Raw genomic sequence first — 26463 nt, forward strand, 5'->3', positions numbered from 1 at the left:
CTGTCGCGCGGGAGCATGCGAGACGCCCATGTCGAGTCCCTTTCGCCCAGCCCATCCCTCCACGCGCCCCCGAGACGAGCAGCGCCCTGCTCCGGCACGCACCGGCTGGCTGGCGCTCGGCATGGCGGGAGGCCTGCTCGGCGCCCAGATCGCCCACGCCGCCACCGGGGAATCCCAGAGTGATTTCGGCGGCGTGGGGCTGATGCAGACTCCCACGGCACGCTTCGCCCCACAGGGCGAGCTGAGCTTCACCTACAGCCGTACCCAGCCCTACAAGCGCTTCAGCGTCAACGCCGCCCCCTTCGAGTGGATGGAGCTGGGCTTTCGCTATGTCTCGGTGGAAACGGTCAGCTACGGTGAGGCCGCCCCGGACCGCGACTACCTGGATAAATCCTTCGACACCAAGTTCCGGCTCTGGGAAGAGGACCGTTATCGCCCGGCACTTGCGGTGGGTCTGCGAGATCTCGGCGGTACGGGGCTGTTCAGCTCTGAATATCTGGTGGCCAGCAAGCGCTACGGTGATCTTGATGTCAGTCTGGGGCTTGGCTGGGGCTATCTGGGCACGCGGGGCGACTTCAGCAACCCGCTGGCGCTGGTGAGAAGCAGCCTCGAGACGCGCAGCGATACCACCAGCGACAACGGGGGCGACTTCCAGCTGGGCAGCATGTTCAGTGGCAGCCCGGCCGTCTTCGGCGGTATCGAATATCAGACGCCCTGGGACCCGCTGACCCTGATGCTGGAATACGAGGGCAACGACTACTCCGACGAGCCCCTGACGGTGGAGATAGACCAGGATTCACCGCTCAATCTGGGCGCGACGTTCAAGGTCAATGACAACCTGTCCCTGCATGGCGGCTGGGAGCGCGGCAACACCGCCATGCTGGGCCTGTCGCTGTCCACCAATCTGGCGGGGCTGGCTCAGGCCAAGGATGACGGCACCCCGGAAGATGTCGCCCCCAGTCACCATTCGCGCTACCGCCATGACCAGACCCCGGAAGCCTTCCGGGTGCGCTCGCTGGATGCCGTCAATCGTGGGAACAGCGAGACAGTCCCGTCGGATCGCCCGCCACGTCCCGCCAGTGCCACGCCGGCCTCAACGCCCTCGCTGGCCGGCGACGAGGCTGCGCCGCTCTCAACGCCCTCGCCGACCGGCGACGAGGCTGCACCTCAAGGCCGCCTGCTGACGCTGCCGACCTCCCCGAGTGCCACCACGGGCGAGCCCGCCGCAAGCCCGCCAGCGCCGATACGGCTGGAGGACGTTGACTGGCAGGCACTGGCCGCGACGCTGCGTGCCCAGACGGGGCTTGAAGTCTCCCGCCTGCGGGTAGAGGGCGAGACCTTGATCATCGAGGCGGAGGCCACGCGCTTTCGCAAGGACCTGCAGGCCGAAGGCCGCGCCAATCGCGTACTGCACAACCGCCTGCCCGCCGAGATCACCCACTTCCGCTACCGCCTGAGCAGCAACGGCCTGGCGCTGCGCGAGGATGAGCATCCGCGAGAGGCCTTCGTCGCGGCCGCCAACGACAGACGTTTCGGTGCCGAGTACGAGCATTCCATCACCGCTCGCGCCGCCTCTCCCGCGCCTGACGACGACGCCAGCGCGGATGCCGCCACGGTGCTGGACAGGGAACCCGCCGGCTTCAACTGGGGATTCTCGCCCAACCTGAAACAGAACTTCGGCGGACCGGACGGCTATCTCTACCAGCTCAACCTGCAGCTGGATGCCCTGTGGCGCACCGATCGCAATGGCTGGCTCTCCGGCGTGGCCACCTATCAGCTGGCCGACAACTACGAGAACTACGAGTACATCGCCGACTCCGACCTGCCACGCGTGCGCACCTACGTCGGGGATTACGTCAAGGAGACCGATCTGGGCATCACCAATCTGCAGTACACCCGCACTCATCAGTTCGGGCGTGACTGGTATGCCCAGGCCTACGGCGGCATTCTCGAGATGATGTATGCCGGTGTCGGTGCCGAGGTGCTCTATCGCCCGATGAACAGCTCGCTGGCACTGGGGCTGGATATCAACCGCGTCCGCCAGCGGGAATTCGATCAGCAGTTCGGCCTGCGCGACTATTCCGTCACCACCGGCCATGCCACCGCCTACTGGCAGTCCGGCTGGCACGATGTGCTGGTCAAGGGCTCGGTGGGGCGCTATCTGGCCGGCGATATCGGCGCGACGCTGGATCTGTCCCGCCGCTTCTCCAACGGGGTCAGCGTCGGGGCCTGGGCGACCATGACCGATGCCGGCGATGACTATGGCGAGGGCAGCTTCGACAAGGGGCTCTACGTCAGCATTCCGCTGGACGCCTTCTTCACCACCTCCAGCAAGGGCAGTACCGGCTTTGCCTGGGCACCGCTGACCCGTGATGGTGGTGCGCGCCTCAATCGTCGCTACCAGCTCTATTACATGACCGATGACCGGGACCCCGAGGGCTACTGGGAAGGGATCGACAAGGTCTACAAGTAATCCGTGCGTGAGTATGTTTCACTGCCGGCTGAAGCGTGCCGATGATGGCACCTGACTCACTGTGGCTGACCCTGACCCGATGAATATTCCGATTACCGACGTATCGCCGTTCGCTACCGGCGATACGACACCTGTGAATCCCGAGATCACCTGCAGCAACTGCCAGGCCTGCTGCTGCAGGCTTGAGGTCATCCTGCTCACCGATACCGGCGTGCCGGACTATCTGATCGACGAGGATGAGTGGGGGGGCGAAGTCATGCGCCGCCTCGATGATGGCTGGTGTGCCGCCGTCGATCGCGAGACGCTGATGTGCACCATCTATGATCGCCGCCCCCAGCTATGCCGTGACTATGAGATGGGCAGCCCGGAATGCGAAGACGAGCGCAAGGAAAACGGTCTGGATCAGTGATCCGCCCTCCTGTCGCTCGTCGCTTGGCTTTCGTCGCCTGTCGCTTGCCGCTTGAGTCAATCACTTGAGTCAGTCGCCTGAGCCGCCCTGGTTTCTGGCGTCTGGTGGCTGGCCTCTGGCCGCACCGGTGGCGAGAGCGGCCTGAACGCCGCGCTAGCCGGCGCTGACCTTCTCACCTGCCTGCTCCGCCGGCACATCGCCGCGTTGCTCAGGCGTGCACAGGGCGCGCATGTTGCCGTGCACTTCCACCTCGCGATGCCAGCTGAGCGCCTGCTCCAGGCAATGCGGGGTATGGCCGCCCCGCCGGCAGGCCTCCTCGAAGTAGGCCCGCAGCGCGGGACGATAGCGCGGGTCGGCGCAGTTCTCGATCACCAGCACCGCGCGTTCTCGCGGTGCCAGGCCCCGCAGATCCGCCAGGCCGTGTTCGGTCACCAGAATGTCCACGTCATGCTCGGTGTGATCCACGTGACTGACGAAGGGCACCACGCTCGAGATATCCCCGCCCTTGGCCAGTGACTTGGTGATGAACACCGAGAGCTGGGCATTGCGCGCGAAGTCCCCGGAGCCGCCGATACCGTTCATCATCCGCGTGCCGCACACGTGGGTGGAGTTGACGTTGCCGTAGATGTCGAATTCCAGCGCGGTATTCACGGCGATGACGCCGAGACGCCGCACGATGCCCGGATGATTGGACAGCTCCTGCGGACGCAGGATCAGACGGTCACGGTAACGCTCGAGGTCCTTCCACAGGGTGCGCCCGCGCTCCTCGGTGACGGTGATGGAGGAGCCGGAAGCGAAGTCGAGCTTGCCGGCATCCAGCAGATCGAAGGTGGAGTCCTGCAATACCTCCGAGTACATGGTGAGGTGCTCGAAGGGCCCCTCCTTCAGTCCGCTCATCACCGCGTTGGCCATGCTGCCGATCCCGGCCTGCAGCGGCAGCAACTCAGGCGTCAGACGCCCCAGCGTGACCTCCTGCTTGAGCAGTTCGACCAGATGGTCCGCCATCCGCCGGGTATCCTCATCCGGCGGGGTACAGGTCGAGGGGCTGTCCTTGCCACGCGTCAACACGATGGCGGCGATCCTGGCAGGATCGATGGGGATGTACGGCGTGCCGATACGCGAATCCGGCGCCACCACCGGGATCGGCTGACGGCTGGGGCGCATCTGCGGAATGTAGATATCGTGCAGTCCCTCGAGTGCCGCCGGGGACTCGAGATTGAGCTCGATGATCACCTTGTCGGCCAGAATCGCGTAGCTGGCCGAATTGCCCACCGAGGTGGTCGGCACGATCCCGCCGTCGGCGGTGATGGCACTGGCCTCGACCACCGCGACGTCCATGTCACTCAGCTGATGGTTGCGCAGCAGCTCCACCGTCTCCGAGAGATGCTGATCCATGAACATCACTTCGCCGGCATTGATGGCACGGCGCAGCACCGGATCGACCTGGAACGGCATGCGCCGCGCCAGCATGTGGGCGTCCGCCATCTGACCGTCGAGGTCATTGCCCAGCGAGGCGCCGGTCATCAGCGTGATGGAGAACGGCTCGCGGCGCGCCTTCTCCACCAGCGCCAACGGCAGGGCCTTGGCCTCCCCCGCCCGCGTGAAGCCGCTCATGCCCACCGTCATGCCATCGCGAATCAGCTCGGCGGCCTGGCTCGCGCTCATGTGGCGTGACTCCCATCCCTGCCAGCGACAGCGCCGGGCGAGCTCGCCACGCAGCGCCTCGTCGAGCTCCGTCACCTCCATGCGCGACAGCAGCGAGAACGACTGGCGAAAGGACTGGGCATCGGCCACGTCGCTCGCGGCAGGCGGTGCATCAACGAATCGGGACTTGGAAGAAGACACGGTACGGGTTCCTCGATGACAACGAACAAGGGGTAGGCAGCAAGTCGCGCAAACACCTCACGACACTGGTCAGGCTGTCATCCAGCATCCCACGCGCCGTGGCGGCGTCGCATCAGGCCTTGGTCGCAAGCCGGGGTCGTGCACTGAAACAGGACGGTGCGCTCCAAGCGACGCCCTGACGCGGGCCTGTCCCTGCCCCGGAAACACGAAGACCCGCTTCGAGGAGCGGGTCTTGCGATGCCAGGCAGGCCTGAGGGGAGCCCTGTCACGTCATGGCCGGCGTTACACCATGCCGTCGAGGTCCATGTTGTCGAAGCTTTCCGGGGCATCGGCGTAGCCGTAGAGCGTGTTGCGGCGCTGCAGGCGGAATTCGCCCAGCAGCTGCTCATAGCGACGCGGCACCTCGGCATTGTCACGCGTGACGATGTACAGGTTCTCGTAGACGGCCTCGGTGAGCGGCATCTCGCGCACCTGGCGCTGCCACGGTGACGTCTCCAGCACCGTGCGCGAGACGACGGTGAAGCCCAGGCCACGTGCCACGGCATCCAGCACCATGCCGATGTCGTTGGTGAAACCCTGCTGGGGGAAGTGGCTCATCGAGCGGAATTCACCGGCGAAGTTCTCACGCAGCAAGGCGCTGGCGTTGTTGACGCCGTCGGCGTAATTCATGAAGCCCAGCGCCATCAGCTCATTGAGACTGTTGCCGGCGAAGTCGGCGGGCACCACCAGGCACAGCGGCTCCTGATGCCACAGCTCGAAGTTGAGATCCGGATGCTTGACCGGCTCGGTGACGATGCCAAGATCGAAGCGCCCCGCCAGCACGTCCTGCACGATCTCGGAATTGAAGGCGAAGCTGTAGCTGACCGTCAGCCCCGGATGCTGCTGCTGATAGCCGAGCGTGAACGGATAGAACATCAGCCCGACGCTTGAGGGGCTGGCCACACGGCATTCCCCGCTGTCAGGCGAGTCATCATCCAGCGAGTGCATGAACTGGGTGTGCTCGGCAAACAGCTTGACGGAGTAGTCGTAACAGCGACGCCCCGCTGCGGTGAGCGAGAACTTGCGTCCCTGACGGTTGAGCAGCGAGCGCCCCAGGTACTGCTCCAGCTTGCGGATATGCTGGCTGACGCCGGGCTGGGTCATTTCCAGCTTGCGCGCGGTATGGGTAAAGCTGCCGGTCTCCACCAGGGTGATGAAGGTACGAAAATACTGGGCGTTGAACATGGAGGCACTGACCACTCACGAACGGGGGACGCGACTCGGCGCGTCGTGTTGCCGATAGCTGCCTGAATGTCTGCACAGGGCCACCGACCCGCAAAGCCCATGATTCTACCAGAGCCAGCCGCCATGCGCAGCGCTGCGCCGTGGCGCCCTCGCGTGTTAGCATCATCCTCATTGCCAGGTGCCGCTCTGGCTGCGTCTTTCGTGGGCGATGCCCGAATGACGCGGCAGGGCTCGGCGCCTTTCCTCTGCCCCGACCAGTCCTCGCGACTGGCCCGAATCACGAGATGCTCCAGATGCTTGATCCACTGGCCGCGCGCGGCGAAGCCATCCACAAGGCACTGCTCGCCATGGAAAGCGAATGCGCCGAAGTCGACCTCTTCCCGCTGGGATACATGATTCCCCAGGTGGAACTGGTTCTCGAGAACGCCGATTACGATGCCGCCGATGTGGTCGCGGAAGATTTTGACGCCACCTTCGAAGAGTGGATGCAGCACGCCTTTGCCCAGGACGGCATGAGCGTGGACGACCGCGAGCGCATCGCCGAACTCTGGGCAGAAGCCCGGAACCGCGCCCAGTCAGCCGTGGGCGCCTGACACAAGGAAGACGGTCATGAACTCTGTCACCAGTGAAGCTACCACCTACTCCCGCGATGCCAGCTCGACGCTGGTCTCCACCATCATCTCACCGGAAGGCAGCCTGGAAGTTCTCTCCCAGGATGAGGTCAATCGCCTGCGCGACACCTCCTCCAATGGCCTGCATGACATCCTGCGCCGCTGCGCGCTGGCGGTGCTCAACTGCGGCAGCCAGACCGATGACAGCGTCTCGGTGCTCAATGCCTACAAGGACTTCGAGATCGAGGTGCTGCAGCAGGATCGTGGCATCCGTCTGAAGCTCGACAATGCGCCGGGCGACGCCTTCGTGGATGGCAAGATGATCCGCGGCATTCGTGAGCACCTCTCGAGCGTGCTGCGCGATATCGTCTACGTGGCCAACGAGATCCAGAACACGCCCCGCTTCGATCTCTCCACCACCGAAGGCACCACCAACGCGGTGTTCCATATCCTGCGCAACGCCGGTGCCCTGAAGTCCTCGCGTGAGCCGAGCCTCGTCACCTGCTGGGGTGGCCACTCGATCAATCGCGAGGAATACGAGTACACCAAGGACGTGGGCTATCACCTCGGCCTGCGCGAACTCGACATCTGCACCGGCTGTGGTCCCGGCGCGATGAAGGGCCCGATGAAGGGGGCCAACGTCGCGCATGCCAAGCAGCGTCGCAAGCAGGGCCGTTATCTGGGCATCTCGGAGCCGGGCATCATCGCCGCCGAGTCACCCAACCCGATCGTCAATGAACTGATCATCATGCCGGACATCGAGAAGCGCCTTGAGGCCTTCGTGCGGACCGCGCATGGCATCATCGTCTTCCCGGGCGGCGTGGGCACCGCGGAAGAGATTCTCTACCTGCTGGGTATCCTGCTGCATCCGGAAAACGAAGGCCTGCCGTTCCCGGTCATCTTCACCGGCCCGGCCTCCAGCGCCGACTACTTCCAGCAGATCGACGAGTTCATCACCTATACGCTGGGTGAGGAAGCGCGCTCGCGCTATACCATCATCATCGACAATCCGGTCGAGGTGGCGCGCACCATGCGAGGCGGCATCGATGACGTCGCGGAGTTCCGTCGTCAGCATCACGACGCCTTCTACTACAACTGGCGTCTGCATATCGCCCCGCACTTCCAGCAGCCCTTCGCGCCGACCCACGCCAACATGTCGAGCCTGGCGCTGCATCGCAACCAGCCGGTGCATGAGCTGGCCGCCAACCTGCGCCGTGCCTTCTCGGGCATCGTCGCCGGCAACGTCAAGAAGGAAGGCATCGAGGAGATCGAGCGCGATGGGCCCTTCCGCCTGACCGCCGAAGCCGAGCTGATGGAGCGTCTCGACGCCCTGCTCACCTCCTTCGTGGCCCAGGGCCGCATGAAGCTGCCGGGCAGCGACTACGAGCCCTGCTACACGCTGTGCAAGTGAGGCCGTGACGCCCGGGACATCAGCCCCGGGCCTGATACGACGACGCCCCCGACCATCACTGGCCGGGGGCGTCGTCGTTTGCGGCAGGCGGCAGACAGGGCTCAGTCGCTCTTGCGGCCCCGATGCATCCACAGACTGATGACATGCGCCACCAGCCCCAGTGTCAGGCCATCGACCAGCACTTCCAGCGCCCCTTCCCTGGGACGATCAAGCATCGGCGCGGCGAAGTTGAAGGCCGCCATCGCCGCCAGGCCCACCACCAGCCACACGAACACGCGACGCATCAGCCTCGGCACTTCGCCCTGGGCGACATCGGAGAGCTGGCGATAGATGTAGACCCCCAGCGCCGCGACGGCCACGGCAAAGCCACTGATCAGCATCAGGCGCGTGGTGTCACCGCTGAGCAGAAAACGCGGAATGTTGGCGACCATCACGATGGCGAGGCCCGCCAGCACGGAGACACGTTGCGGTGTCAGGTTGCGGGCGCGCGGATGATCAGGATTGAGTTTCGGCATGTGCAGCAGTCTCGAGGAAAGGTCGGGCAACGTGGAAATTGAACACGACGAAGAAGTCGGACGCCGGGCACGCCCGGCGTGACGGGATCAGGCGGTCGCCGGCAGCGTCGGAATCCAGCTCTCGACCCACGGCAGGGCCGCGTCATCCGCCATGAAGGTCTCCATGGCATCGATCTCGAGGCGCTCGCCGTGGCGCGTGGCGCCCAGATCCGCCAGACGCTCGTCCAGCTGACGCCCGGCACCGCAGTAGGTCTCGCCGTAGGAGCTGTCGCCGAGAGCGATCAGACCATAACGCAGCCAGTCCAGCGCCGGTGACTGGGCCGAGAGCGCATTGAGGAAGCCGCTCAGGTTGCCCGGCACATCGCCACTGCCGGTGGTGGAGGTGACGAACAGCGCCAGATCCGGGCGTGTCTCCGTCAAGTCTTCCAGTGTCGGCTGGTCAAGCACTTCCACCGTATAGCCTGCCTGCTCGAACAGCGGTTGCACCTGCTCGGCCACATCCAGCGAGCCGCCATACATCGTGCCGACAAAAATCTTCAGAAGCGCCATGCATCCTTCCTTATTCGTACGATCACCCGCCACGGGCGGGAACGTGAGTGCGGTGCGAAGAGCCGTGCAGCGGCTCTCCAACATTTGGTCGCGATGGTAGCACAGCCTGCCCGCGGGACGCAGGCCGGCCGGGGCCCGCGCCATGCAGCACGCGCGCTCCAAAGACAAGACAGCGCCACCGTGAAAACACGATGGCGCCGCTTTTTTCTTGCGCTGACGTTCTTGCGCTTACGTTCCTGCACTGACGTTCCTGCGCTGATGCCCTTGCATCGGTGCTGCCGCTGCCGCCGTGTCGCTACCTCGTTCTCTGGAGCGGGCTACGCGTCAGTGAAGCCTCCCGGGGTGCGAGCCTGGATCACGACCGCTGGCGATGCCCTTCCGTCAGAGACACGCTGGCTGACAGCACCTTTTGATCAGAAGCGATACGCCGCCGACAGACGCACGTCACGCCCCGGACTGGTGATGGCGCCCGGCGTGATGCCACGTGGGCTGTTGGTTTCCAGATAGAAGGAGTTCTGGTCGGAGTATTCCTTGTCGAACAGGTTGTAGATACCGGCCGTCAGGGTCAGGTCCGGCATGTCACCCGGCACCCAGCTGGCGTAGAGGTCATGCGTGGCGTAACCGGCACGCTCGCTCTGGTCATCCGGCAGGTCGGTGAGGCGCTCGTAGGCGGTCACGGTCCAGCCCAGGGTCAGCTGCGGGTCGGCGAAGGTGTAACGGTTGTCCAGGCTCCAGCGGTCTCCGGTCTGGTTGCCCAGCCCCATGTCATCCACCACGGTCTCGCCCTGGTTGTCTTCCAGGTCCATGGTCAGGTAGCCCAGCGTCATGTCCCAGCCGCCCAGCCCGTAGGTGGCTCGCGCCTCGACGCCCTTGCTGGTGACGATACCTTCCATGTTGGTGATGGTGGTCACATCACCCGCCGACCCTTCGGTGATGTAGTTGTCGAAGTGGGTATCGAAGTAGGTGACTTCCAGTCCGGCACGGTCACGCTGGGTGAGGATGCCCTCGCCTTTCCAGCGGGCACCGACCTCGGTGCTGCGCGAGGTCTCGGCCTCGAGACCCGGCTCGACCACCAGCGTCTCGCCCGGGCCGACGCCCCCGTCGATCAACAGGGCTTCGCGGCCCTTGTTGCCACGCACGGCCGTGGCGTAGCCGGTGAACAGCTCGACACCCCCGCCGACACGCCAGTTGAGGCTCGCGTTGGGGCTGACATCGGTGTCATCCAGCGTCTCGCCATTGGCGTATTCGGTCCGGTAGTCATCGACCCGGGCACCGAAGGACAGATCCACCGCGCCGAGCGTCATGCGGTGCTGGGCGTAGAGCGCGATGTTGCGCGCCGTCTCGTCGAAGCCAGCGGTGCTGGATTCATCCTCGACGTAATCACTGCCCAGGGTCAGACGGTTGTTCATCGCCTCGGGGCCGAAGCGGAAGGTGTTGTTGAGATCCCCCCCGACACTCTCGACCTTGGCATTCGAACTGGCCCCGGTAGTGAGGGACGTGCGGTCCACTTCCGTACTGGAGTGGAAGACATTGGCGTGCACATCCACCAGCCGCGAGCCCGGTTCGAAATCGTAGTTGGCGGTATAGGTGTCACGGCTCAGCTCGGTATCGACCTTGGCGTTGTTGAACGGCTGACACTCCATGTTGGGACGCACGCAGTAGATGCCGGTGTCCTCATTGTGCTCCGCGCTGAGTCGCAGGCTGTGCGCGCCCTGATCCAGCAGGCTGAACTTGCCGAAATAGCTGCGCTGATGACCGCCGGTGCCCTCTTCCTCATCACCGCCGCCGGTGCGGTAGTCATCGCTGTTGCGTGCGCTGGTGGTGAACAGCAGCCCCGCGTTGGGCGCCACCTCCCCATACACCGACAGCGTGCCCTTGACGGCATCTGCCGCGGATTCCGTGCTGCCCTTCACCATGCCACCGAAACTCTGACCCGGCTTGAGCAGGTCCTGGGCATCCTTGGTCACGAACTTGATGCTGCCACCCAGCGCGTTCGGCCCGTTGTCCGCCGCCCCCGGCCCGGCCTGGACCTCGGCGCGCTTGAGCAGCTCCGGCTCGATGTTGAAGTTGGAGCTGTGGTGGAACAGGTAGCCGTTCTGGCTGGCGCCATCGATGCTGATGTTGAGGTTGGTATCTTCCAGCCCGCGCACGTAGAGCTTCTCGGAGGAGGCCGTGGTGCCGCCAACGGTGACGGAAGGCGTATCGCGGAAGATGTCCTTGAGATCACGCGCCTGATGCAGGGCAAGCTCTTCGCTGTCCACCACCGCCGTGGCCTCGAGGCGATCCTCCTCGACCTGCAGTGTCTGCATCTGCAGCGGCTCGGCATTGACCGTCCCGGCACACAGCAAGGCGATGGCCGCGACCAGCGGACGAGGAGTGAAGACCGTCGCGCGTGAAGCGCTGACGGTGTGGCGCGAAGAGAGGCAGACTGTCATGTGCGGAGCGTTCCCAAGATTAATAATAATAATGATTCTTCTTTGCAGGCGAGATAATGCACTTTCTTGCACATTTCCGTCATCTACCGTTTCTGCAACGCCTCTTCTCGAAACCTGCAATCGTGTGCTCTCCTCACGGGCACGCCCACTCGCCTCGCGCCCACCTACCCCCTCGCCGATTCCCGATTGCTCGCGCCAGAAGGCCCTCCCCAGCCGCGCAAGGACCTGCCCTGCGCCTTGCCTCACGAAAAAGACACTTTTTCTCACCTGTCTGTCATCAGATACGGAACCATCTCCGGTCACTGACGTCTGAGCCGTCATGCCGCCAATGACGCCAGTCCCCCGCCGTTGCGCATTCTGCCGAGGTGTCACGTTTCACGGAGATCGGAATTGCGCAATGCGTGCGACTTTGGATGCAACAATGACGGGATGGTGATATTGTTAGCCTGCTCAGAGTCGCCGGCATCCAGCGCCTGAAAACCGTTCTCGCGTTTCTGGCGCGGCACTGTGCGCGAAGCCGGGTTTCGAGACCGGTTTCGAGACTGGGCTTCAAGACCAGGCTTCAAGACTGAGCCCCAAGACCGGGCTTCACGAGTCGGCCGCAAGAGCTGAAGGCAAGAATCAAGTGCAAGACCTGTCGACGTGCGCTGCGGTGCACGACTGACAGGAGCGGTTGTTGATCGATGAGCGCGTCTTTGCCCGGGGCATCCCCCGCGGTACGAGGGGCACGGTCATCGACAGGCAATCCGTTGTGCAGCCCCTGCGCTGCGACGGGCCCGACATGGCCCGTACAAGGTGGGTGTTTCCCTGACGACACACCCCGACCCCCTGAACAACCGGACCTATTCGATGAGCGATATCGACGCCTATAACACCTTTCTGATGGTCGCGGATCTCGGCAGCCTGTCCCGCGCTGCCGAACGCCTGCGCCTGCCCAAATCCACCGTCAGCCGTCGCCTCGACGCCCTCGAGGGCCGCTTCGGCACTCGCCTGGTGGAACGCGGCCATCGCGGTATCCGCCTGTCGGAAGCGGGAGAGACTCTCTACCGCTACGCACGATCGATGGCCAACCTCGATGATGAAGCGCACCGCGCCATCGAGGATCGTCAGTCGGACCTCACCGGCACCATTCGGATCCACGCCACCCCAGCGCTGGGTCGTCACTTCCTGGGCCACGCTCTCACCAGCTTCCTGTCAGAGCATGACGGAGTCGATATCAAGCTGAAGCTGTGGCACAACGGTCGCGAGATTCTCGAGAACCAGCCGCATCTGGTCATCGGCTTCCCGCACCTGGCCGGCAGCACTCACGTCTTCCGCCCGCTGACCCAGTGGCAGCAAGCCGCCTACGCGGCCTCGCATGTCGAGCATCCCGAAGAGCTGCCGTGGGGCGAGCTGGAACCGCTGGTCTCCGGCACCTCGCTCTCGCGTCACCCGGAAGACCCGCGCCCGAATCACATCCAGTCCGATGACCTCGAAGTCCTTACCGACTACGTCGCCGATGGCCTGATTCGCGCCGTGCTGCCCATCGACTGGGTCAACTCGCTCAGCGAGCGCAACGGCCAGTCCTTCAAGCGTCTGGAATGCGACGAGATCCCGCCGGTCGAGATCGGCATGCTGCTGCCGCGCGGCCCGATCCCGACCCGCGTGCGCATGCTCGCCGACTGGCTCGCCCGCGAGATCGGCAAGACAGAACCGGAGCGCGTCACCGCCAAGGCCGCCCGCCGCACCGTCAGCGAAGCCGCTACCACTGCCGGATGATCGCAGCGGTGCCATGCTGTCGCCCTCCTCTCGCTTGAGATGAACCAGCGCAGCACGCCGCAAAAAGGCCAGCCCTCAGGGGCTGGCCTTTTGCGTTCTGGCTTGTCATGTTTAGCATGTACTGAATCAACGACAGGTAGGGCTTCTCATGTGGCAACGTGACACTCTCACACTCTCCGCCCGCAAGCGCGGTTTTCACCTCATCAGTGACGAGGTGGAGCAGGCATTGGCCAAAATGCCGCCGGTCAATGTCGGCCTGTTGCATGTGCAGCTGCTGCACACCTCCGCCTCGCTGACCCTCAACGAGAACGCCGACCCCGACGTGCGCCACGACATGGACGCCTTCCTGCGCCGCCTGGTGCCTGGGAACCTGCCCTACTTCCGCCACACATTGGAAGGCGATGACGACATGCCCGCCCACGTACTCGCCAGCCTGCTCGGCACCCAGCTCACCCTGCCCGTCGAAGCCCGCCGCGGCGTCAACCGCCTCGCCCTCGGCACCTGGCAAGGCATCTGGCTCGGTGAACACCGCGACCACGGCGGTAGCCGCAGGTTGCATCTGACACTGAGTGGTGAGTAATTAAGAAGATTAAATTTTTAATATCTATCTTTTATTTAATTGCTCAACAACTCCACTAATACCCGGCATAGTGATACCGCTATCTTGTCCAAGCAAACCTGAGTCGCTTCTACTAAACAATGCTTGCAAAACTATTTCACGTGATTTTTCATCAACTGCCGCCTCATTACTAAGAGAGAGATACAAATATGTCAAATGTTCACGCTCTTTGGTATCTCGCATAAGGTGAAGCGAGCTGAATATTAGCTTAGTCAAAATCCTCATCATAAATGCATATATTGCAGCAATCGAACCAAGGATTATAGCGCCCTGCAAACTACCCACACTAAGAGGGGTCGGTTCACCATGTAACCAGCCAAAGAAAAACTCCATGAAATACACAAGTGCGAAAATATTTATGCACATAAATGCAACAATACCGAAAAGGCTTTCTAATCCATACTTCCTTGATGCCTTACGCCAGTAATCAGCAGGACCTTGTAACTTGAGCTTCTCTTTATATGTTTTCTCGAGCAAGTCGATTTCTTCTTTCCATTCTTGGATTTGTGTATCGAATTTTTTCTTCTTAAGTCTCTCACTCCTTTTCCCAAGCTTAATCTGCAGATCATTAAGTCTTTCAGCTCTTTTTCTGGTTTCTGAGTTCCATTCTTCAAAATTATTTTTCGAATTTTGCACATGGAGAAAAAGTGCATTTTGTTCGATAACAAATTTGTCTCTGAGTGCCGATAACGATGCTTCCTCATCTTGTGCACGGCTCATTATATCGGAATCTTGATTTAAATATTCATAACCGTATAGCTGGCCTTGGAATTCTTCAGCATTCTGTGCTCCAGAAAAACCTCTACCTATAATAAAACCTACAAATGAATTTGCTCTAGTTGTACCATACTCTTTCAAACAGTCCATATAACTTCTAGAGAATGGTAAACCACTCCATAACCAATCGACCCCCGAATTTTTTAGTACATCAGCCTTTAATTGATTAATCCTTTGGTTTAATTGCACCTCTGTAACACTCTCGACATCATTCCATCCTTGTATGGCATCCGCAGCAGACTTAAACTTCAGCCCAAAATCCACATACTTGTTATTATTCCTCCATTTTGTGGGAATTTCGTCTTTAAACTCTCTCCAAAACTTATCTTCACATCTCATAAACTCATAAAACAATTTAAGTGACGTAAACTCTAACTCATCACCAGCACAACTTTTCATCTTCACATTTATAGTTACATCATCCATGTATAACCCCTCACTATAAAAATTAAAAAACTTCAAGCTCTAATATCAAAAGAAAAGTATATGTCAAAAACAAAGCATATAAGACTTTAATCTTCTACTACTAACGCAGCAGTCAAAAATTGAAGTCATACCATCATCATATCGGCAGCCGCAGGTTGTGTCTGACACTGAGTGGAGAATGAAAAAAGGCCGCGAGTGATCGCGGCCTTTTGGATCTTCAGAAGCTAGTGAAACACGGGCTTATCGCGTCGAATCCTCGTCCCCTACCGTGCCGCCCATCGGGTCGATGGATTTGCTGGAGGGGTATTTGAAGGAGGCGTAGCGTACGGCGAGTACCGAGAGGGCGAGGAAGAAGATGCCGCCGCAGAGGTAGAGCAGGCCGATATCGGGGGCCTTGTGATGGGAGACGTCGCCGATGAGGTAGCGCGTCAGCGCGGTGATGGCGATGTAGAGCAGAAAGCGGATCGGCAGGTGGTTGGTCTTGAAGTAGATACCGACCATCGCGCCGAGTTCGAGATAGATGAACAGCAGCAGGATGTCATCAACGCTGGCCGAGCCCTTGGCGAACATCTCGAAGAAGGCCGACACCGAGGCAATGGCGATGGCCCCGCCGATGGCGAACAGGCCGAGATAATGAAAGCCTTCGACCAGGAAGTTGCCGATCGAGTTGGCTTGCTTGTGCATGCGCTCCCGATGCTTGTCTAGCCTGTTCATGCCGCGTGTCCTCAGACAGAGATGATGAGAAAGAGACTGCAATATCGGTGCCGCGGTCGTGATGAAGGCAAGATTGGGCCAAGTAGCCCGCGCAGGCGCTGCCCTACCAGCCGAGGGTCTGCTTGACGAAGGGAATGGTGAGCTTGCGCTGGGCGGAGAGCGAGGCGTTGTCGAGCTCGATCATCGCGGCGAACAGACCCGGCAGGCTGCGCGGCCCGCGATGCAGGATGTAGCGGGCGACTTCATCGGGTAGCGCGAGGCCGTGGTCCTTGGCGCGCAGCTTGAGCGCCTCGAGACGCTGGCCATCATCCAGCCCGGAGAGGTGGAAGGTGACGCCCCAGGAGAGGCGTGAGGCCAGGTCCGGCAGGGTGACGGGAAGCAGGCGCGGCGCACAGCTGGCGCTGACCAGCAGGTGGCGGCCACTGTCACGCAGGCGGTTGTAGAGGTGGAACAGCGCCTCTTCCCAGCGCTTGCGGCCGATCACGCTCTCGAGGTCGTCGATGGCGACCAGATCCATCTCGTCCAGCCCTTCCAGCATGTGCGGCGGGAAGTGGCCAATCTCCTTGAGCGGCAGGTAGAAGGCACGCTTGCCCTGCTCTCCCGCCAGATGGCATGCCGCCTGCAACAGATGGCTACGTCCACTCTGCTCACCGCCCCATAGATAGACGAAGGGCTCCCCGCCGTCAGCAAGCTGCCCCTTGAGGGCCTCTGCCAGCGAGGTGGAGGTGAAGTGGTAGTTGTCGAAGGTCGCGGCGTCGCGTACCCCGACGCCGAGTGCCATCTGTCCCTGTGTCATTGCCATCCGTCATGCTGATTGTTGTTGCCGTGATCTCTCTCGATCACTGGGTATCCTCTGCCGCCGAAGGCGCGGGTGGCTCACTGGCGGCCACGGGGCGAGAATCACGCTGTTGATCATATAAAGTACTGTTTTTATAGCGATCATGTAGATAACGCAAGAGCACCATGATCACGGCGGCCACCGGCAGCGCCAGCAGAATGCCCGTGAACCCGAACAGCTGCCCGCCGGCCATGACGGCGAAGATGACCGCCACGGGGTGCAGGCCAATCTTGTCGCCCAGCAGCAGGGGTTGCAACACCACGCCTTCCAGCAGCTGCCCCAGCGCGAAGACACCGCCCACCGCCAGCAGCGCCCACCACTCGCCGAACTGGAAGAAGGCCACCGTCGCCGCGATCAACACCCCGACGATGACGCCCAGATACGGCACGATACTCGCAAGCCCCGCCACCAGCCCGATGAGCAGCGCGAACTTGAGGCCGATGATGGCCAGGCCGATAGCATAGACGATGCCCAGACTCAGCATCACCAGCAGCTGCCCGCGCAGGAAGGCACCCAGCACCTCGTCGCAGTCATGGGCCAGCCGCGTGGCGGTCGGCTCCATGTGGCGCGGCAGGAGCCCCTGCAGCTTCTCCTTCATGCGGTCCCAGTCGAGCAGCAGATAGAAGGTGACGACGGGAATCAGCGCCAGGTTGCCCAGCCAGATGGCCATGGCGAGCCCGGATTTGGAGACGGTGCCCAGGAAAGCGGCGGCGAAGGTACCGGTTTCCTTCCAGTTGCCCAGCAGCAGCGAGCGCACCTGATCGAAATCGGCGCTGAAATCCATGCCGGTGAAGGCCTGCACTTCCGGCAGGATCGTCTCGCGTATCCAGTTGAAGACCATCGGCATGAAGCTGATCAACTGCGCCAGCTGACGCCCGAGCAGCGGCACCAGAATGAGCAGCGCGATCAGCAGCACCACCGAGAGCACGCTGAACACCAGGCTGACGGCCAGTCGGCGCGACAGGCCCTTCTCTTCCAGCCAGTCGGCCAGCGGGTCGCCCAGATAGGCGAGAATCATGCCGATGAAGAACGGCATCAGAATCGGCTCCAGCAGAACCAGCAACCCGAGCAGGGCCACGCCTGCGGCCAGCAACCACCATTTACGCTGCATCATCACTCCTTGAGACAAGCTGTGTGGCTCACAGGCGGCATGTCGCCGACGGTCCACGCATGCCCCCATTGTTGCCTGTCACTGACTCACCCACAAGCGCCCGGCGAACGGGACGACCCGCCTGACGAAAGATGGCCAAAGGGACTGGCGCGCCCTCAGGAAAGCGCTCGGGACGTGTCTTTCACATCATGGCCATTTTTTGTGAAACGCCACGGTGTCAGCCGTGAAGCGCAATGCTACAATAGCCGCCTTTCTTTCCCCCGATCGATCATGTCTCACCGCTCAGGCCGCACCGACAGGAACCTCACATGACGCAACGCCCCCAGGACTCCTCGCCCAGCAAGACTTCCTTGAGCTACAAGGATGCAGGTGTCGATATCGATGCAGGCAACGCCCTCGTGGAACGCATCAAGGGTGTCGCCAAGCGCACTCACCGCCCGGAAGTGATGGGTGGTCTGGGTGGCTTCGGCGCCCTGTGCGAACTGCCGCAAGGCTATCGCCAGCCCGTGCTGGTCACCGGTACCGATGGCGTGGGCACCAAGCTGCGCCTGGCCATGGACCTCAACCGTCACGACACCATCGGCATCGATCTGGTCGCCATGTGCGTCAATGATCTGGTGGTCGCCGGCGCCGAGCCGCTGCAGTTCCTCGACTACTATGCCACCGGCAAGCTGGACGTCGACATCGCCGCTGACGTCGTCACCGGGATCGGCGAAGGCTGCCTGCAGTCCGGCTGTGCACTGGTCGGCGGCGAGACGGCCGAGATGCCGGGCATGTACGAAGGCAGTGACTACGACCTGGCCGGCTTCTGCGTCGGTGTGGTCGAGAAGTCCGAGATCCTCGACGGCAAGAAGGTCGGCGAAGGCGACGTGATTCTGGGTCTGGCCTCCTCCGGCCCGCACTCCAACGGCTACTCGCTGATCCGCAAGATTCTCGAAGTCGCCGATGCCTCGCTGCTGGAGCAGCAGATCGACGGCCAGCCGCTGGCTGACGCCCTGATGGCGCCGACGCGCATCTACGTCAAGCCGCTGCTGTCCCTGCTCAAGGAAAGCGATGTCAGCGTGCACGCCATGTCCCACATCACCGGTGGTGGCCTGCTCGAGAACATCCCGCGCGTGCTGCCGCATGACTGCACCGCCGAGATCGACGTCGCCAGCTGGAAGCGTCCGGCCGTGTTCGACTGGCTGCAGCAGCAGGGCAATGTCGAGGAGCACGAGATGCACCGCGTGCTCAACTGTGGCGTCGGCATGGTCGTCGTCGTGGCCGCGGCGGATGCCGATGCCGCGCGCGCTCACCTGGAAGCCCAGGGCGAGACGGTCTTCACCCTCGGTGCCATCCGTGCACGCAAGGGCGAAGAAGAACAGGTCCAGCTGGAGAATCTGTCCGCATGATCGAACCGACTACCAACGCCTCCAACGGTGACACTCTCGGCGGCTTCGGCAACGGTTTCGAGGCGGATGACACGCCGGTACGCCCACGCGTCGTGGTACTGATCTCCGGCAGCGGCAGCAACCTGCAGGCGCTGCTGGAGGCTCAGGAGCACGATGAGCTGGGCGGCGACGTGGTCGCGGTGATTTCCAACAAGGCCGATGCCTACGGCTTGGTGCGCGCACGCGAAGCGGGCGTGGATGCCGTGGTGCTGCCGCATGACGAGTACGAGAATCGCGAGCACTACGATGGCGCCCTGATCAAGGTGATCGAACGCCACGAGCCGGATCTCATCGTGCTGGCCGGCTTCATGCGCATCCTGTCGCCGATCTTCGTGCAGCGCTTCTTCGGTCGACTGATCAACATCCATCCGTCACTGCTGCCGGCCTGGCCGGGCCTTGATACCCATCGCAAGGTTCTGGAAGCTGGCGAGAAGGAACACGGCGCCAGCGTGCACTTCGTCACCGAGGAGCTCGACGGTGGTCCGGTGGCGATCCAGGCCGTCGCCAACGTGCTGGAAGGTGATGATGAAGCCAGCCTCAAGGAACGCGTGCACACGCGTGAGCATCTGATCTACCCGATCGCGGTGCGCTGGTTCCTCGAAAGCCGCCTGAAGCTCGACGGCGAAGTGGCCAAGCTGGATGGCCATGACCTGCCGGTGGGCGGTCTGCGCCTCTCCCACGCCGATGTGGAAGAAGAGCTCAGCGATGAGCTGCCGGAAGGTGAAGAAGACTGATCCGCACTGCCTGCCTTGCTGGCAAGGCCGACTGAACTGACAGCGAACTGAAAACAGAAGACCCCGCGACATGCCAATGTCACGGGGTCTTCTTGTCTCTCACGCTTCACTTCTCTCTCGGCGGCTTGCGCTTCTAGAAGGTATAACTCACGCCCACCTCGCCGCGCGCCGTCACCTCATCCCATGTCTCGATGCCGGCGCCCAGATGCAACATGGCATTGCGGCCCAGTTGCATGCGCCAGCCGCCATCGACACGCAGGTAGTTGTCACTGCCGCGATCGAGATCCTCGGCGCTGTAGGCATTGGTCGGCAGGCCCGCCAGACGCACCTCGGCGCTCTCGGCGTCATCATCGAGACGCTTGCCGTAGGCCAGCTCCCCGTAGAGGCCGAAGCCATCCGCGACGGCGCGATCGACCATGAAGCCCAGCTCGACACGCCGATCGCGCAGCGTCTGATCCGAGACGCTCAGGGCATTGGCGGCAGAGCCGGATTCGGTGTAGCCATCGAGGTCGGACTCGGTGTGGCGATAGGCCACGAAGGGCGCGTTGTACCACAGCGAATCGGCGGCGGTGAGGCGATAATCGAGACGCGCCTCGGCGCTGAAGCCATCGCCATCCGTCTCACCGGACAGGGTGCGCGATGACTGGCCCAGCGCGACATGGCGGTCGAGGTCGTACTCGAAGTCACCGTAGCTGGCCACTGCCTGCATGCCAACTCTGCCCAGCTGCTGACGGGCGAACAGACTGAATACCTGACCTTCCAATTCAAGCTCACTGCCGTCGTCGACATCGAAGTCCGCATGGCGCTGACTGACCGCCACCCCGCCCCAGGCGCGGCCGAGCGCGTTGTCCAGCGGCAGCATCACGCCGACACCCGCGCCGCGCTGTTCGCTGTCAACGCCTTGCTGGCCGGTGGAGGTCTCGCCATCGCCGGTGCCGCCAGTGGCCGAGCCGATGGCGAACACACGCACGCCCGTCTCCCCTCCCGCGTGCGGATGCTGCGCCCCGGGGCGCAATTCATCGGCGAGACTACGCTGACTGGCATTGAGCGCCCCCGTGCCCAGCTGCGGCGCCAACCCCAGTACCGAGGGCGCGGCGAGCATCGCATAGGCGTAGTCGGCGAGAATCTCCTGGCCGGCGGTGGTGGGGTGCACCCCGTCATTGAACAGCAGGGAGTCCGGGTCTTCTGCAGCTCCGTCCAGCCCATAAGGCGTGACGTTGCAGCTGTCCGAGAAGCACACCTGGGTCAGCGGCACGTCGCTGGCAAAGCCGAACTCGGCCGGCGATGCCAGTACCTCCTCGAGAATGCCGACGGTGTCGAGCCGGATGATGTTGACCTGACCATCCAGCGCCGCCAATCGCTCGCCCAGCGCGTCATTGAAGACGCCCACCAGCGCGGAGGTCCCCGCCGCCTGCGCGGCACCCGCCGACTGACCTGCCGGCGTGCTGCCGACATCCGGCAGGTTGGAGACCATGATGGTGGTCGCCCCCGCCGCCGCCAGTGCCTCCACCGCCGCGGCCAGATTGCCGGCGGAGGCGACCGCCGTGGCCGGTGAGGTGATCACGCCCTGCAGGAAGTCATTGCCACCGCCATTGACGTAATAGAGCGCGTCCGGGTCGGCACTGCCGCCGGTGCTGACCAGATAGCCATCCTCGACCCTGAGCACCGTACCACCGCCCGGGCTGCCCGCGGGGATGACCACCTCGGAGCCATCCTCGTCGGTCACCGAGGCCAGAATCTGCGCCGTGGTATAGCCGCCCACGGCGTAGTTGGTGCCGTCACTGAAGCCGGCCAATTGATAGATCACCGAGGTGGAAGGCTCAGCGGCAAGCCCAAGCTCCGTGGCCAGCAACTGGGTCGAGACGCTGCCATAGGGCGAGTTCTCGTAATCCGGCCCGCTGCGGTTGGTGAATCGCAGGCTGTTGAGGCCGCCCAGGGTGGTATCGGGGAACTGCCCGGAATCGCTCAGGCTGTCGCCGAAGAGATAGATGTCGGAATAGGCCTGCGCGGGAGTCGCCAGCAGCGTGGTGCTGATGGCGAGCGCGAGACTGCTCAGAGTGAAACGTCGGACCAGACCGCTGGCGCTGGTCGAAGGGAATACAGCGCGATGTGAACGCGATGGCATGGCGTGCCCCTTGCTTGTGGGAGGTATCCGTCCTGCAGCCACTCTGGGGTGGCCTGCAGACAAGCATAGGCAATAAAACAAGTGATTGAATCGATTGTTTCGTTCAACTTCCGACTAATGCTTCGGCTCGCAAGCAGCAAGCAGCGAGCACATCCACGACGGATCTCGCCTGCGTTCGCGCAAAGAAAAAGCGCCTCCCGGGGGAGGCGCTTTCGGCAATCACAGGCGCGGCTGGCAGCGGAAGCAGTACCGCTACCGGTGCCTCAGGTGCGCGGCAGTGTCACGCCACGCTGGCCCTGATACTTGCCACCGCGATCCTTGTAGCTGGTCTCGCAGACTTCGTCGGACTCGAGGAACAGCATCTGCGCCACGCCTTCGTTGGCGTAGATGCGCGCCGGCAGGTTGGTGGTGTTGGAGAACTCGAGGGTGACGTGCCCTTCCCACTCCGGCTCCAGCGGCGTCACGTTGACGATGATGCCACAGCGCGCATAGGTGGACTTGCCCAGGCAGATGGTCAGCACGTTACGCGGAATGCGGAAGTACTCGATGGTACGGGCCAGCGCGAAGGAGTTGGGCGGAATCACGCAGGAATCGCCTTTCACGTCCACGAAGCTCTTCTCGTCGAAGTGCTTGGGGTCCACCGTCGCCGAATGGATGTTGGTGAAGACCTTGAACTCATCCGAGCAGCGCACGTCGTAGCCGTAGCTGGAGGTGCCGTAGGAAATCACACGGCGCTCATCGTGAAAGCGCACCTGATCGGGCTCAAAGGGTTCGATCATGTCGTGGCTTTCGGCCATGCGACGGATCCACTTGTCGGATTTGATGCTCATCGAGCGTACCTGACTGACTGATGGGGGAGAGACGCGTGAGCGCCATGAAACGCGGGCCAGCATGATACCGGCCCGCTGCGCCGCTGGAAACCTCGCGACGAGGCGACGACGGCGTGTCGGCTCAGGCTCAGCTGAAGCTGATGCTCGGGCCTTCGTCCGCCTCGGCAGTGTCCAGGGTCTCGATGACCTGACGCGCGATGGAGAGGAAGCACTTGGCCACCTCGCCTTGCGGCTCCGCGATCACGCTGGGACGACCACCATCGGCATTCTCGCGGATGCTCAGGGTCAGCGGCAGCTGGCCCAGCAGGCGAGTCTGGTATTCCTCGGCGATGCGCTCACCGCCACCGGCACCGAAGACCGCTTCACTGTGGCCACACTGGCTGCAGGTATGCGTGCTCATGTTCTCGACCACGCCCAGCACCGGCACCTTGACCTTGCGGAACATCTCGATGCCCTTCTGGGCATCCAGCAGCGCGATGTCCTGCGGCGTGGTGACGATGACAGCCCCAGAGACCGGCACCTTCTGGGACAGGGTCAGCTGGATGTCACCGGTGCCCGGCGGCATGTCGATCAACAGCACGTCCAGCTCTCCCCAGGCAGTCTGGTTGAGCAGCTGCTGGAAGGCACCCGCGACCATCGGGCCACGCCAGACCATCGGGTCCTTCACGTCGACCAGATAGGCCATCGACATGGTCTTGATGCCGTGGGCCTCGATGGGGCTGAAGACCTGCTCACCGACCATCTCCGGACGCTGACCGGTCGGCACGCCGAACATCTGCGCCTGACTCGGCCCGTAGATGTCGGCGTCCAGCAGGCCGACCTTGAGACCTTCCTGAGCCAGCGCCAGTGCCAGATTGGCCGTCACGGTGGACTTGCCGACGCCACCCTTGCCGGAGGCGACGGCCACGATGTGCTTGATACCTTCCATATCTTGAAACTCCTGTGACGGCCTGCGCCGCGCAGTCAACGCAGCAGGCGCAGACGTCTGAACTGTCAGCGAAAAAAGCCGTGGAACACGATGGGCACAGTATGCCTGCCACCGCGATACGGGCCAAGCCGATGGGACATGCCTCGAGGAGTCATGACCCGATGAACCATGATCAGAAACGCACGTCGACCGGCAGGAAACGCCACTCGCCCGGTGCCATGCGGCCCAGCAGGATCGCGCCCAGGCGCAGACGACGGACCTCGATGACCTTGAGGCCCTGCTCCTCAACCGCGCCACGGATACCGCCCACCGGCACGCGCTTCATGGCGATGCGCAGACGGGTATCGCTCTGCCAGCTGATGCTGACCTTGGGCTTGCGGCCACGGATGTCGGCGCACAGCGCGAAGCCGATACGCTTGAGGCCGTCGTCATCAAGCGTCCCTTCCACCTCGACGACGTATTCCTGCTCCAGCTGGTCCAGGTCATCACCGAGCTTGCGGATCACACCGCGATTCTGTGACCACACCACCAGGCCGGACTCCTGCTCGGCCAGCTCCGCCAGCGGCTGCTGGGACAGGAAATGCACCTTGAGCCAGTCGGCACCGCTGTTGTCCAGCGCACTGCGCGGCGCGCCGTCACGCAGGGTGAGCGGGTCCGGCAGCGGAGCGCCCGGCGGGCGATACCACACCAGAGTCATCGGCGCGATGGGCTCCATGCTGGCGCCCTCATCGACCGTGACTTCCTCATCCGTGACCTTGAAGAACGGCGCCTCGACGACTTCGCCCGCGACTCGCACCACGCCCTGGGCGATGAGATGCTCGGCTTCACGACGTGAAATGCCCTGCTGATGGGCCAGGAACTTGGATAGACGGACGGGTTCAGTCATGGAAACTCTCAAGGACAGCGACGCTAGCGACCGGAGGCAATGGCACGCACCAGCGCAGGATGACGAAGTGTGATGCACGATGGACAATCACGAAGACCGGCCATGATAACGACATGCCGGCACGATGACACGGGAGAATGCCCGCCGCCGCCCGGCGTGATTCAATGGCGGCAGGGAACTCTTCCCGACTGTCGTCGTCTGAGCTGCGTCAGAGTTGCGTTGAAGCCGACAAGGGGCATCGAACGAATGACATCGGGCAAGATGGCGCGTCTGCGCGACTCGCCCTCATGCGACCATCACTGCTCGATCGCGCCCGAAGGGTCATCACGCCGGGGGATGCCTGTGTCACTGCCTAGATTGGCACACCACCCCAAGCCTACAGGACATGTCTACAGGTAAACTGCATGCGTCCATCGACATCCGCGCACCCCGTGCGTGCCCACGCTACACCCCCGGCACCGCGCCGCGGCATTGCCGGCATCGACCGCCACGCCACGCTGCGTGGACTGCGTCATCTGCTGCTTGTCGCGGGGCTGACGCTGGCGGCTGGCTGCTCGGCGCCACAGGCCTCGGACACCCCTGCCGCTGCCAATGCCGTCAGCGCCGCCGCCAAGGCCGAGCGCCTCGAGAGCCTGCTGATGCGAGGCCAGGACGATATCCCCGATGAGCTGTTGCTGACCAAGGCCGGCGCCCGCGCCATCGACCCCAATGGCCAGCGACCGGTGGACGACCCGCTGACCTGTCTGGCGCGCGCCGCCTACTGGGAAGCCAAGGGCGAAGGCCGAAGCGGCATGCAGGGCATCGTCAACGTGGTGATCAATCGCGCCGCCGACCCGCGCTTCCCCGACAGCCTCTGTGGCGTGGTCAAGCAGGGCGGCGAGAGCGGCAGCTGCCAGTTCTCCTGGTGGTGTGACGGGCGTTCCGACAGGATTCGCGAGCCGGAAGCCTATGCCGAGGCACGCGACGTGGCCCGTCAGGCGCTCAACCATCAGCTGGAAGACGTCACCGACGGCGCGCTCTACTTCCACGCCCGCTACGCCACGCCCTACTGGGCCAAGCGCTTCGTGCGCACCGCGCGCATCGGTCAGCACCTGTTCTATCGCAACTGAGCGCGAGCCGCTGCTGCTGGATGACCGCTGTTGAGAGCCAACCGACACTGCGACCACAAGTCGGAAACACGACGCCCCCGTTGCCATTGGCAGCGGGGGCGTCTGCATGAGAGCGGCTGCGCTTACTTGTCCGGCTGGGCCGCCAGCTTGGTACGGATGAATTCGCTGTGACTGACGTGCAGCAGTCCGGCAAGCCGGCGGATGCGATGCTCCTCATGGGCATCCAGCTCGCCATCGGCGTACGCCAGCTCCCAGAGCATGCCGATCAGCTCGGTGCGCTCCTCAAGGCTCATGTGCTCGTTGAGCTGCTTGACGAAGCGGTAGTGATCCGTGGCCTGTTCGGCATCCTGTTCGGCCTGGGACAACAGGCTGGCAAGCTCATCCTTCTCCAGCGAGAAACGCTCGGCCAGCTGGCGTGCAAGCGCTTCTCGCTCGCGCACGTCGAGGTGGTCATCGGCGCGCACCACCTCGAACATCAGCACGGCCATCGCAAGTTCGGGGCCAGGTTCATCGTTGGGGCGCGCGTTACTGCCGGGCATCATCACCTGACGGATGAGACGATTGATCTGACCTGCGACGGATAGTTGAGCTGCCATGCTGACCTCCAGAAACGGGAAAAGTGGCGTATAGCATCCTTCATGAGGGCGCCGGGAAGGGATGCAACCGTTCAGTTGCGCATGGCGGCGTTGCTGGTGACGCGACGCGC

The 26463-nt window shown here is 62.9% G+C and carries 23 protein-coding genes; 9 read left to right on the forward strand and 14 right to left on the reverse strand.

Annotated elements, in window-relative coordinates; all coding sequences use genetic code 11:
* The first annotated feature begins 28 nt into the window (after positions 1–28).
* On the forward strand, positions 29–2473 hold the full coding sequence (locus BOH68_RS11450) for a YjbH domain-containing protein (protein WP_139345442.1): 2445 nt from the start codon (positions 29–31) through the stop codon (positions 2471–2473).
* Positions 2474–2552: 79 nt separating this feature from the next.
* Positions 2553–2882 carry a YkgJ family cysteine cluster protein gene (locus tag BOH68_RS11455; RefSeq protein ID WP_077374131.1) on the forward strand — a complete coding sequence of 110 codons (330 nt, stop codon included), beginning with the start codon at positions 2553–2555 and terminating at the stop codon, positions 2880–2882.
* Between the two features lie 153 nt (positions 2883–3035).
* On the opposite strand, the gene BOH68_RS11460 is transcribed toward BOH68_RS11455, so the two are convergent.
* Both BOH68_RS11460 and BOH68_RS11465 read right to left on the reverse strand, forming a co-directional pair.
* On the reverse strand, positions 3036–4727 hold the full coding sequence (locus tag BOH68_RS11460; protein ID WP_258038210.1) for an acetyl-CoA hydrolase/transferase family protein: 1692 nt from the start codon (positions 4725–4727) through the stop codon (positions 3036–3038).
* A gap of 282 nt (positions 4728–5009) precedes the next feature.
* On the reverse strand, positions 5010–5951 hold the full coding sequence (locus tag BOH68_RS11465) for a LysR family transcriptional regulator (RefSeq protein ID WP_077374134.1): 942 nt from the start codon (positions 5949–5951) through the stop codon (positions 5010–5012).
* 293 nt (positions 5952–6244) lie between these two features.
* Between BOH68_RS11465 and BOH68_RS11470 the strand changes: the two genes are divergently transcribed.
* Together BOH68_RS11470 and ppnN are read left to right on the forward strand one after the other, a co-directional pair.
* Entirely contained in the window at positions 6245–6544 is a 300-nt protein-coding gene (locus BOH68_RS11470) for a hypothetical protein (protein ID WP_077374137.1), read from the forward strand.
* A gap of 16 nt (positions 6545–6560) precedes the next feature.
* Positions 6561–7973: a nucleotide 5'-monophosphate nucleosidase PpnN gene (gene ppnN, locus BOH68_RS11475; RefSeq protein WP_077374140.1), complete on the forward strand. Its 1413-nt coding sequence runs from the start codon at positions 6561–6563 to the stop codon at positions 7971–7973.
* Between the two features lie 101 nt (positions 7974–8074).
* On the opposite strand, the gene BOH68_RS11480 is transcribed toward ppnN, so the two are convergent.
* The 3 genes from BOH68_RS11480 to BOH68_RS11490 all read right to left on the reverse strand — a co-directional run bounded on the left by BOH68_RS11480 (position 8075) and on the right by BOH68_RS11490 (position 11472).
* Entirely contained in the window at positions 8075–8488 is a 414-nt protein-coding gene (locus BOH68_RS11480; RefSeq protein WP_077374143.1) for a hypothetical protein, read from the reverse strand.
* A gap of 87 nt (positions 8489–8575) precedes the next feature.
* Entirely contained in the window at positions 8576–9037 is a 462-nt protein-coding gene (locus tag BOH68_RS11485) for a flavodoxin domain-containing protein (protein WP_077374146.1), read from the reverse strand.
* A 413-nt stretch (positions 9038–9450) separates the two neighbouring features.
* Entirely contained in the window at positions 9451–11472 is a 2022-nt protein-coding gene (locus BOH68_RS11490) for a TonB-dependent receptor domain-containing protein (RefSeq protein WP_170877383.1), read from the reverse strand.
* Between the two features lie 849 nt (positions 11473–12321).
* On the opposite strand from BOH68_RS11490, the gene BOH68_RS11495 reads away from it, so the two are divergent.
* Both BOH68_RS11495 and BOH68_RS11500 read left to right on the forward strand, forming a co-directional pair.
* Entirely contained in the window at positions 12322–13230 is a 909-nt protein-coding gene (locus BOH68_RS11495) for a LysR family transcriptional regulator (RefSeq protein ID WP_077374153.1), read from the forward strand.
* 148 nt (positions 13231–13378) lie between these two features.
* The gene (locus tag BOH68_RS11500; protein WP_077374156.1) at positions 13379–13810 is read left to right on the forward strand and encodes a secondary thiamine-phosphate synthase enzyme YjbQ; all 432 of its coding nucleotides are present in this window, start codon (positions 13379–13381) and stop codon (positions 13808–13810) included.
* A 24-nt stretch (positions 13811–13834) separates the two neighbouring features.
* On the opposite strand, the gene BOH68_RS11505 is transcribed toward BOH68_RS11500, so the two are convergent.
* From BOH68_RS11505 to BOH68_RS11520, 4 genes are all read right to left on the reverse strand, one after another.
* The gene (locus BOH68_RS11505; protein WP_139345443.1) at positions 13835–15052 is read right to left on the reverse strand and encodes a DUF6161 domain-containing protein; all 1218 of its coding nucleotides are present in this window, start codon (positions 15050–15052) and stop codon (positions 13835–13837) included.
* Between the two features lie 240 nt (positions 15053–15292).
* Complete coding sequence (locus BOH68_RS11510) at positions 15293–15766, reverse strand: phosphate-starvation-inducible protein PsiE (protein WP_077374162.1); 474 nt, start codon at positions 15764–15766, stop codon at positions 15293–15295.
* Between the two features lie 103 nt (positions 15767–15869).
* Positions 15870–16568 carry a DnaA regulatory inactivator Hda gene (hda, locus tag BOH68_RS11515; RefSeq protein WP_077374165.1) on the reverse strand — a complete coding sequence of 233 codons (699 nt, stop codon included), beginning with the start codon at positions 16566–16568 and terminating at the stop codon, positions 15870–15872.
* A gap of 37 nt (positions 16569–16605) precedes the next feature.
* Positions 16606–17715 carry an AI-2E family transporter gene (locus BOH68_RS11520; protein ID WP_103751398.1) on the reverse strand — a complete coding sequence of 370 codons (1110 nt, stop codon included), beginning with the start codon at positions 17713–17715 and terminating at the stop codon, positions 16606–16608.
* A gap of 308 nt (positions 17716–18023) precedes the next feature.
* Here BOH68_RS11520 and purM point away from each other — a divergent pair, with 308 nt between their 5' ends.
* The gene (gene purM, locus BOH68_RS11525; RefSeq protein ID WP_077374169.1) at positions 18024–19106 is read left to right on the forward strand and encodes a phosphoribosylformylglycinamidine cyclo-ligase; all 1083 of its coding nucleotides are present in this window, start codon (positions 18024–18026) and stop codon (positions 19104–19106) included.
* Positions 19103–19879, forward strand: coding sequence for a phosphoribosylglycinamide formyltransferase (gene purN / locus BOH68_RS11530; protein WP_077374172.1), 777 nt, complete (start codon positions 19103–19105; stop codon positions 19877–19879). The genes purM and purN overlap by 4 nt, the downstream gene beginning before the upstream one ends.
* A gap of 133 nt (positions 19880–20012) precedes the next feature.
* On the opposite strand, the gene BOH68_RS11535 is transcribed toward purN, so the two are convergent.
* The 4 genes from BOH68_RS11535 to BOH68_RS11550 form a co-directional block, all read right to left on the reverse strand.
* Entirely contained in the window at positions 20013–22004 is a 1992-nt protein-coding gene (locus tag BOH68_RS11535) for an autotransporter outer membrane beta-barrel domain-containing protein (RefSeq protein WP_077374175.1), read from the reverse strand.
* Positions 22005–22267: 263 nt separating this feature from the next.
* Entirely contained in the window at positions 22268–22834 is a 567-nt protein-coding gene (gene dcd, locus BOH68_RS11540; protein ID WP_043334107.1) for a dCTP deaminase, read from the reverse strand.
* Between the two features lie 127 nt (positions 22835–22961).
* On the reverse strand, positions 22962–23762 hold the full coding sequence (gene apbC, locus BOH68_RS11545; protein WP_077374178.1) for an iron-sulfur cluster carrier protein ApbC: 801 nt from the start codon (positions 23760–23762) through the stop codon (positions 22962–22964).
* 172 nt (positions 23763–23934) lie between these two features.
* Positions 23935–24648 carry an RNA pseudouridine synthase gene (locus BOH68_RS11550; protein WP_077374181.1) on the reverse strand — a complete coding sequence of 238 codons (714 nt, stop codon included), beginning with the start codon at positions 24646–24648 and terminating at the stop codon, positions 23935–23937.
* 404 nt (positions 24649–25052) lie between these two features.
* On the opposite strand from BOH68_RS11550, the gene BOH68_RS11555 reads away from it, so the two are divergent.
* Positions 25053–25757, forward strand: a complete 705-nt coding sequence (locus BOH68_RS11555; RefSeq protein WP_077374184.1) for a cell wall hydrolase — start codon at positions 25053–25055, stop codon at positions 25755–25757.
* A 122-nt stretch (positions 25758–25879) separates the two neighbouring features.
* On the opposite strand, the gene BOH68_RS11560 is transcribed toward BOH68_RS11555, so the two are convergent.
* Positions 25880–26353 (reverse strand): tellurite resistance TerB family protein, encoded by a 474-nt coding sequence (locus tag BOH68_RS11560; RefSeq protein ID WP_077374187.1) that lies wholly within the window; start codon positions 26351–26353, stop codon positions 25880–25882.
* Positions 26354–26463: the final 110 nt, after the last annotated feature.

Origin of the sequence: Cobetia sp. MM1IDA2H-1, assembly GCF_002916775.2 — a bacterium.
Lineage (GTDB): Bacteria > Pseudomonadota > Gammaproteobacteria > Pseudomonadales > Halomonadaceae > Cobetia > Cobetia marina.

What these genes read in the sequence shown, in the direction of transcription:
- BOH68_RS11450 (WP_139345442.1), top strand. Translation starts at nt 29, where the DNA reads ATGTCGAGTCCCTTTCGCCCAGCCCATCCCTCCACGCGCCCCCGAGAC.
- BOH68_RS11495 (WP_077374153.1), top strand. Translation starts at nt 12,322, where the DNA reads ATGAGCGATATCGACGCCTATAACACCTTTCTGATGGTCGCGGATCTC.
- BOH68_RS11535 (WP_077374175.1), bottom strand. Translation starts at nt 22,004, where the DNA reads ATGCCATCGCGTTCACATCGCGCTGTATTCCCTTCGACCAGCGCCAGC.
- BOH68_RS11555 (WP_077374184.1), top strand. Translation starts at nt 25,053, where the DNA reads ATGCGTCCATCGACATCCGCGCACCCCGTGCGTGCCCACGCTACACCC.
- BOH68_RS11560 (WP_077374187.1), bottom strand. Translation starts at nt 26,353, where the DNA reads ATGGCAGCTCAACTATCCGTCGCAGGTCAGATCAATCGTCTCATCCGT.
- BOH68_RS11520 (WP_103751398.1), bottom strand. Translation starts at nt 17,715, where the DNA reads ATGCAGCGTAAATGGTGGTTGCTGGCCGCAGGCGTGGCCCTGCTCGGG.
- BOH68_RS11490 (WP_170877383.1), bottom strand. Translation starts at nt 11,472, where the DNA reads ATGACAGTCTGCCTCTCTTCGCGCCACACCGTCAGCGCTTCACGCGCG.
- BOH68_RS11505 (WP_139345443.1), bottom strand. Translation starts at nt 15,052, where the DNA reads ATGGATGATGTAACTATAAATGTGAAGATGAAAAGTTGTGCTGGTGAT.
- purN (WP_077374172.1), top strand. Translation starts at nt 19,103, where the DNA reads ATGATCGAACCGACTACCAACGCCTCCAACGGTGACACTCTCGGCGGC.
- BOH68_RS11510 (WP_077374162.1), bottom strand. Translation starts at nt 15,766, where the DNA reads ATGAACAGGCTAGACAAGCATCGGGAGCGCATGCACAAGCAAGCCAAC.
- dcd (WP_043334107.1), bottom strand. Translation starts at nt 22,834, where the DNA reads ATGAGCATCAAATCCGACAAGTGGATCCGTCGCATGGCCGAAAGCCAC.
- BOH68_RS11550 (WP_077374181.1), bottom strand. Translation starts at nt 24,648, where the DNA reads ATGACTGAACCCGTCCGTCTATCCAAGTTCCTGGCCCATCAGCAGGGC.
- apbC (WP_077374178.1), bottom strand. Translation starts at nt 23,762, where the DNA reads ATGGAAGGTATCAAGCACATCGTGGCCGTCGCCTCCGGCAAGGGTGGC.
- BOH68_RS11485 (WP_077374146.1), bottom strand. Translation starts at nt 9,037, where the DNA reads ATGGCGCTTCTGAAGATTTTTGTCGGCACGATGTATGGCGGCTCGCTG.
- BOH68_RS11470 (WP_077374137.1), top strand. Translation starts at nt 6,245, where the DNA reads ATGCTTGATCCACTGGCCGCGCGCGGCGAAGCCATCCACAAGGCACTG.
- hda (WP_077374165.1), bottom strand. Translation starts at nt 16,568, where the DNA reads ATGGCAATGACACAGGGACAGATGGCACTCGGCGTCGGGGTACGCGAC.
- BOH68_RS11455 (WP_077374131.1), top strand. Translation starts at nt 2,553, where the DNA reads ATGAATATTCCGATTACCGACGTATCGCCGTTCGCTACCGGCGATACG.
- ppnN (WP_077374140.1), top strand. Translation starts at nt 6,561, where the DNA reads ATGAACTCTGTCACCAGTGAAGCTACCACCTACTCCCGCGATGCCAGC.
- BOH68_RS11500 (WP_077374156.1), top strand. Translation starts at nt 13,379, where the DNA reads ATGTGGCAACGTGACACTCTCACACTCTCCGCCCGCAAGCGCGGTTTT.
- BOH68_RS11465 (WP_077374134.1), bottom strand. Translation starts at nt 5,951, where the DNA reads ATGTTCAACGCCCAGTATTTTCGTACCTTCATCACCCTGGTGGAGACC.
- BOH68_RS11480 (WP_077374143.1), bottom strand. Translation starts at nt 8,488, where the DNA reads ATGCCGAAACTCAATCCTGATCATCCGCGCGCCCGCAACCTGACACCG.
- purM (WP_077374169.1), top strand. Translation starts at nt 18,024, where the DNA reads ATGACGCAACGCCCCCAGGACTCCTCGCCCAGCAAGACTTCCTTGAGC.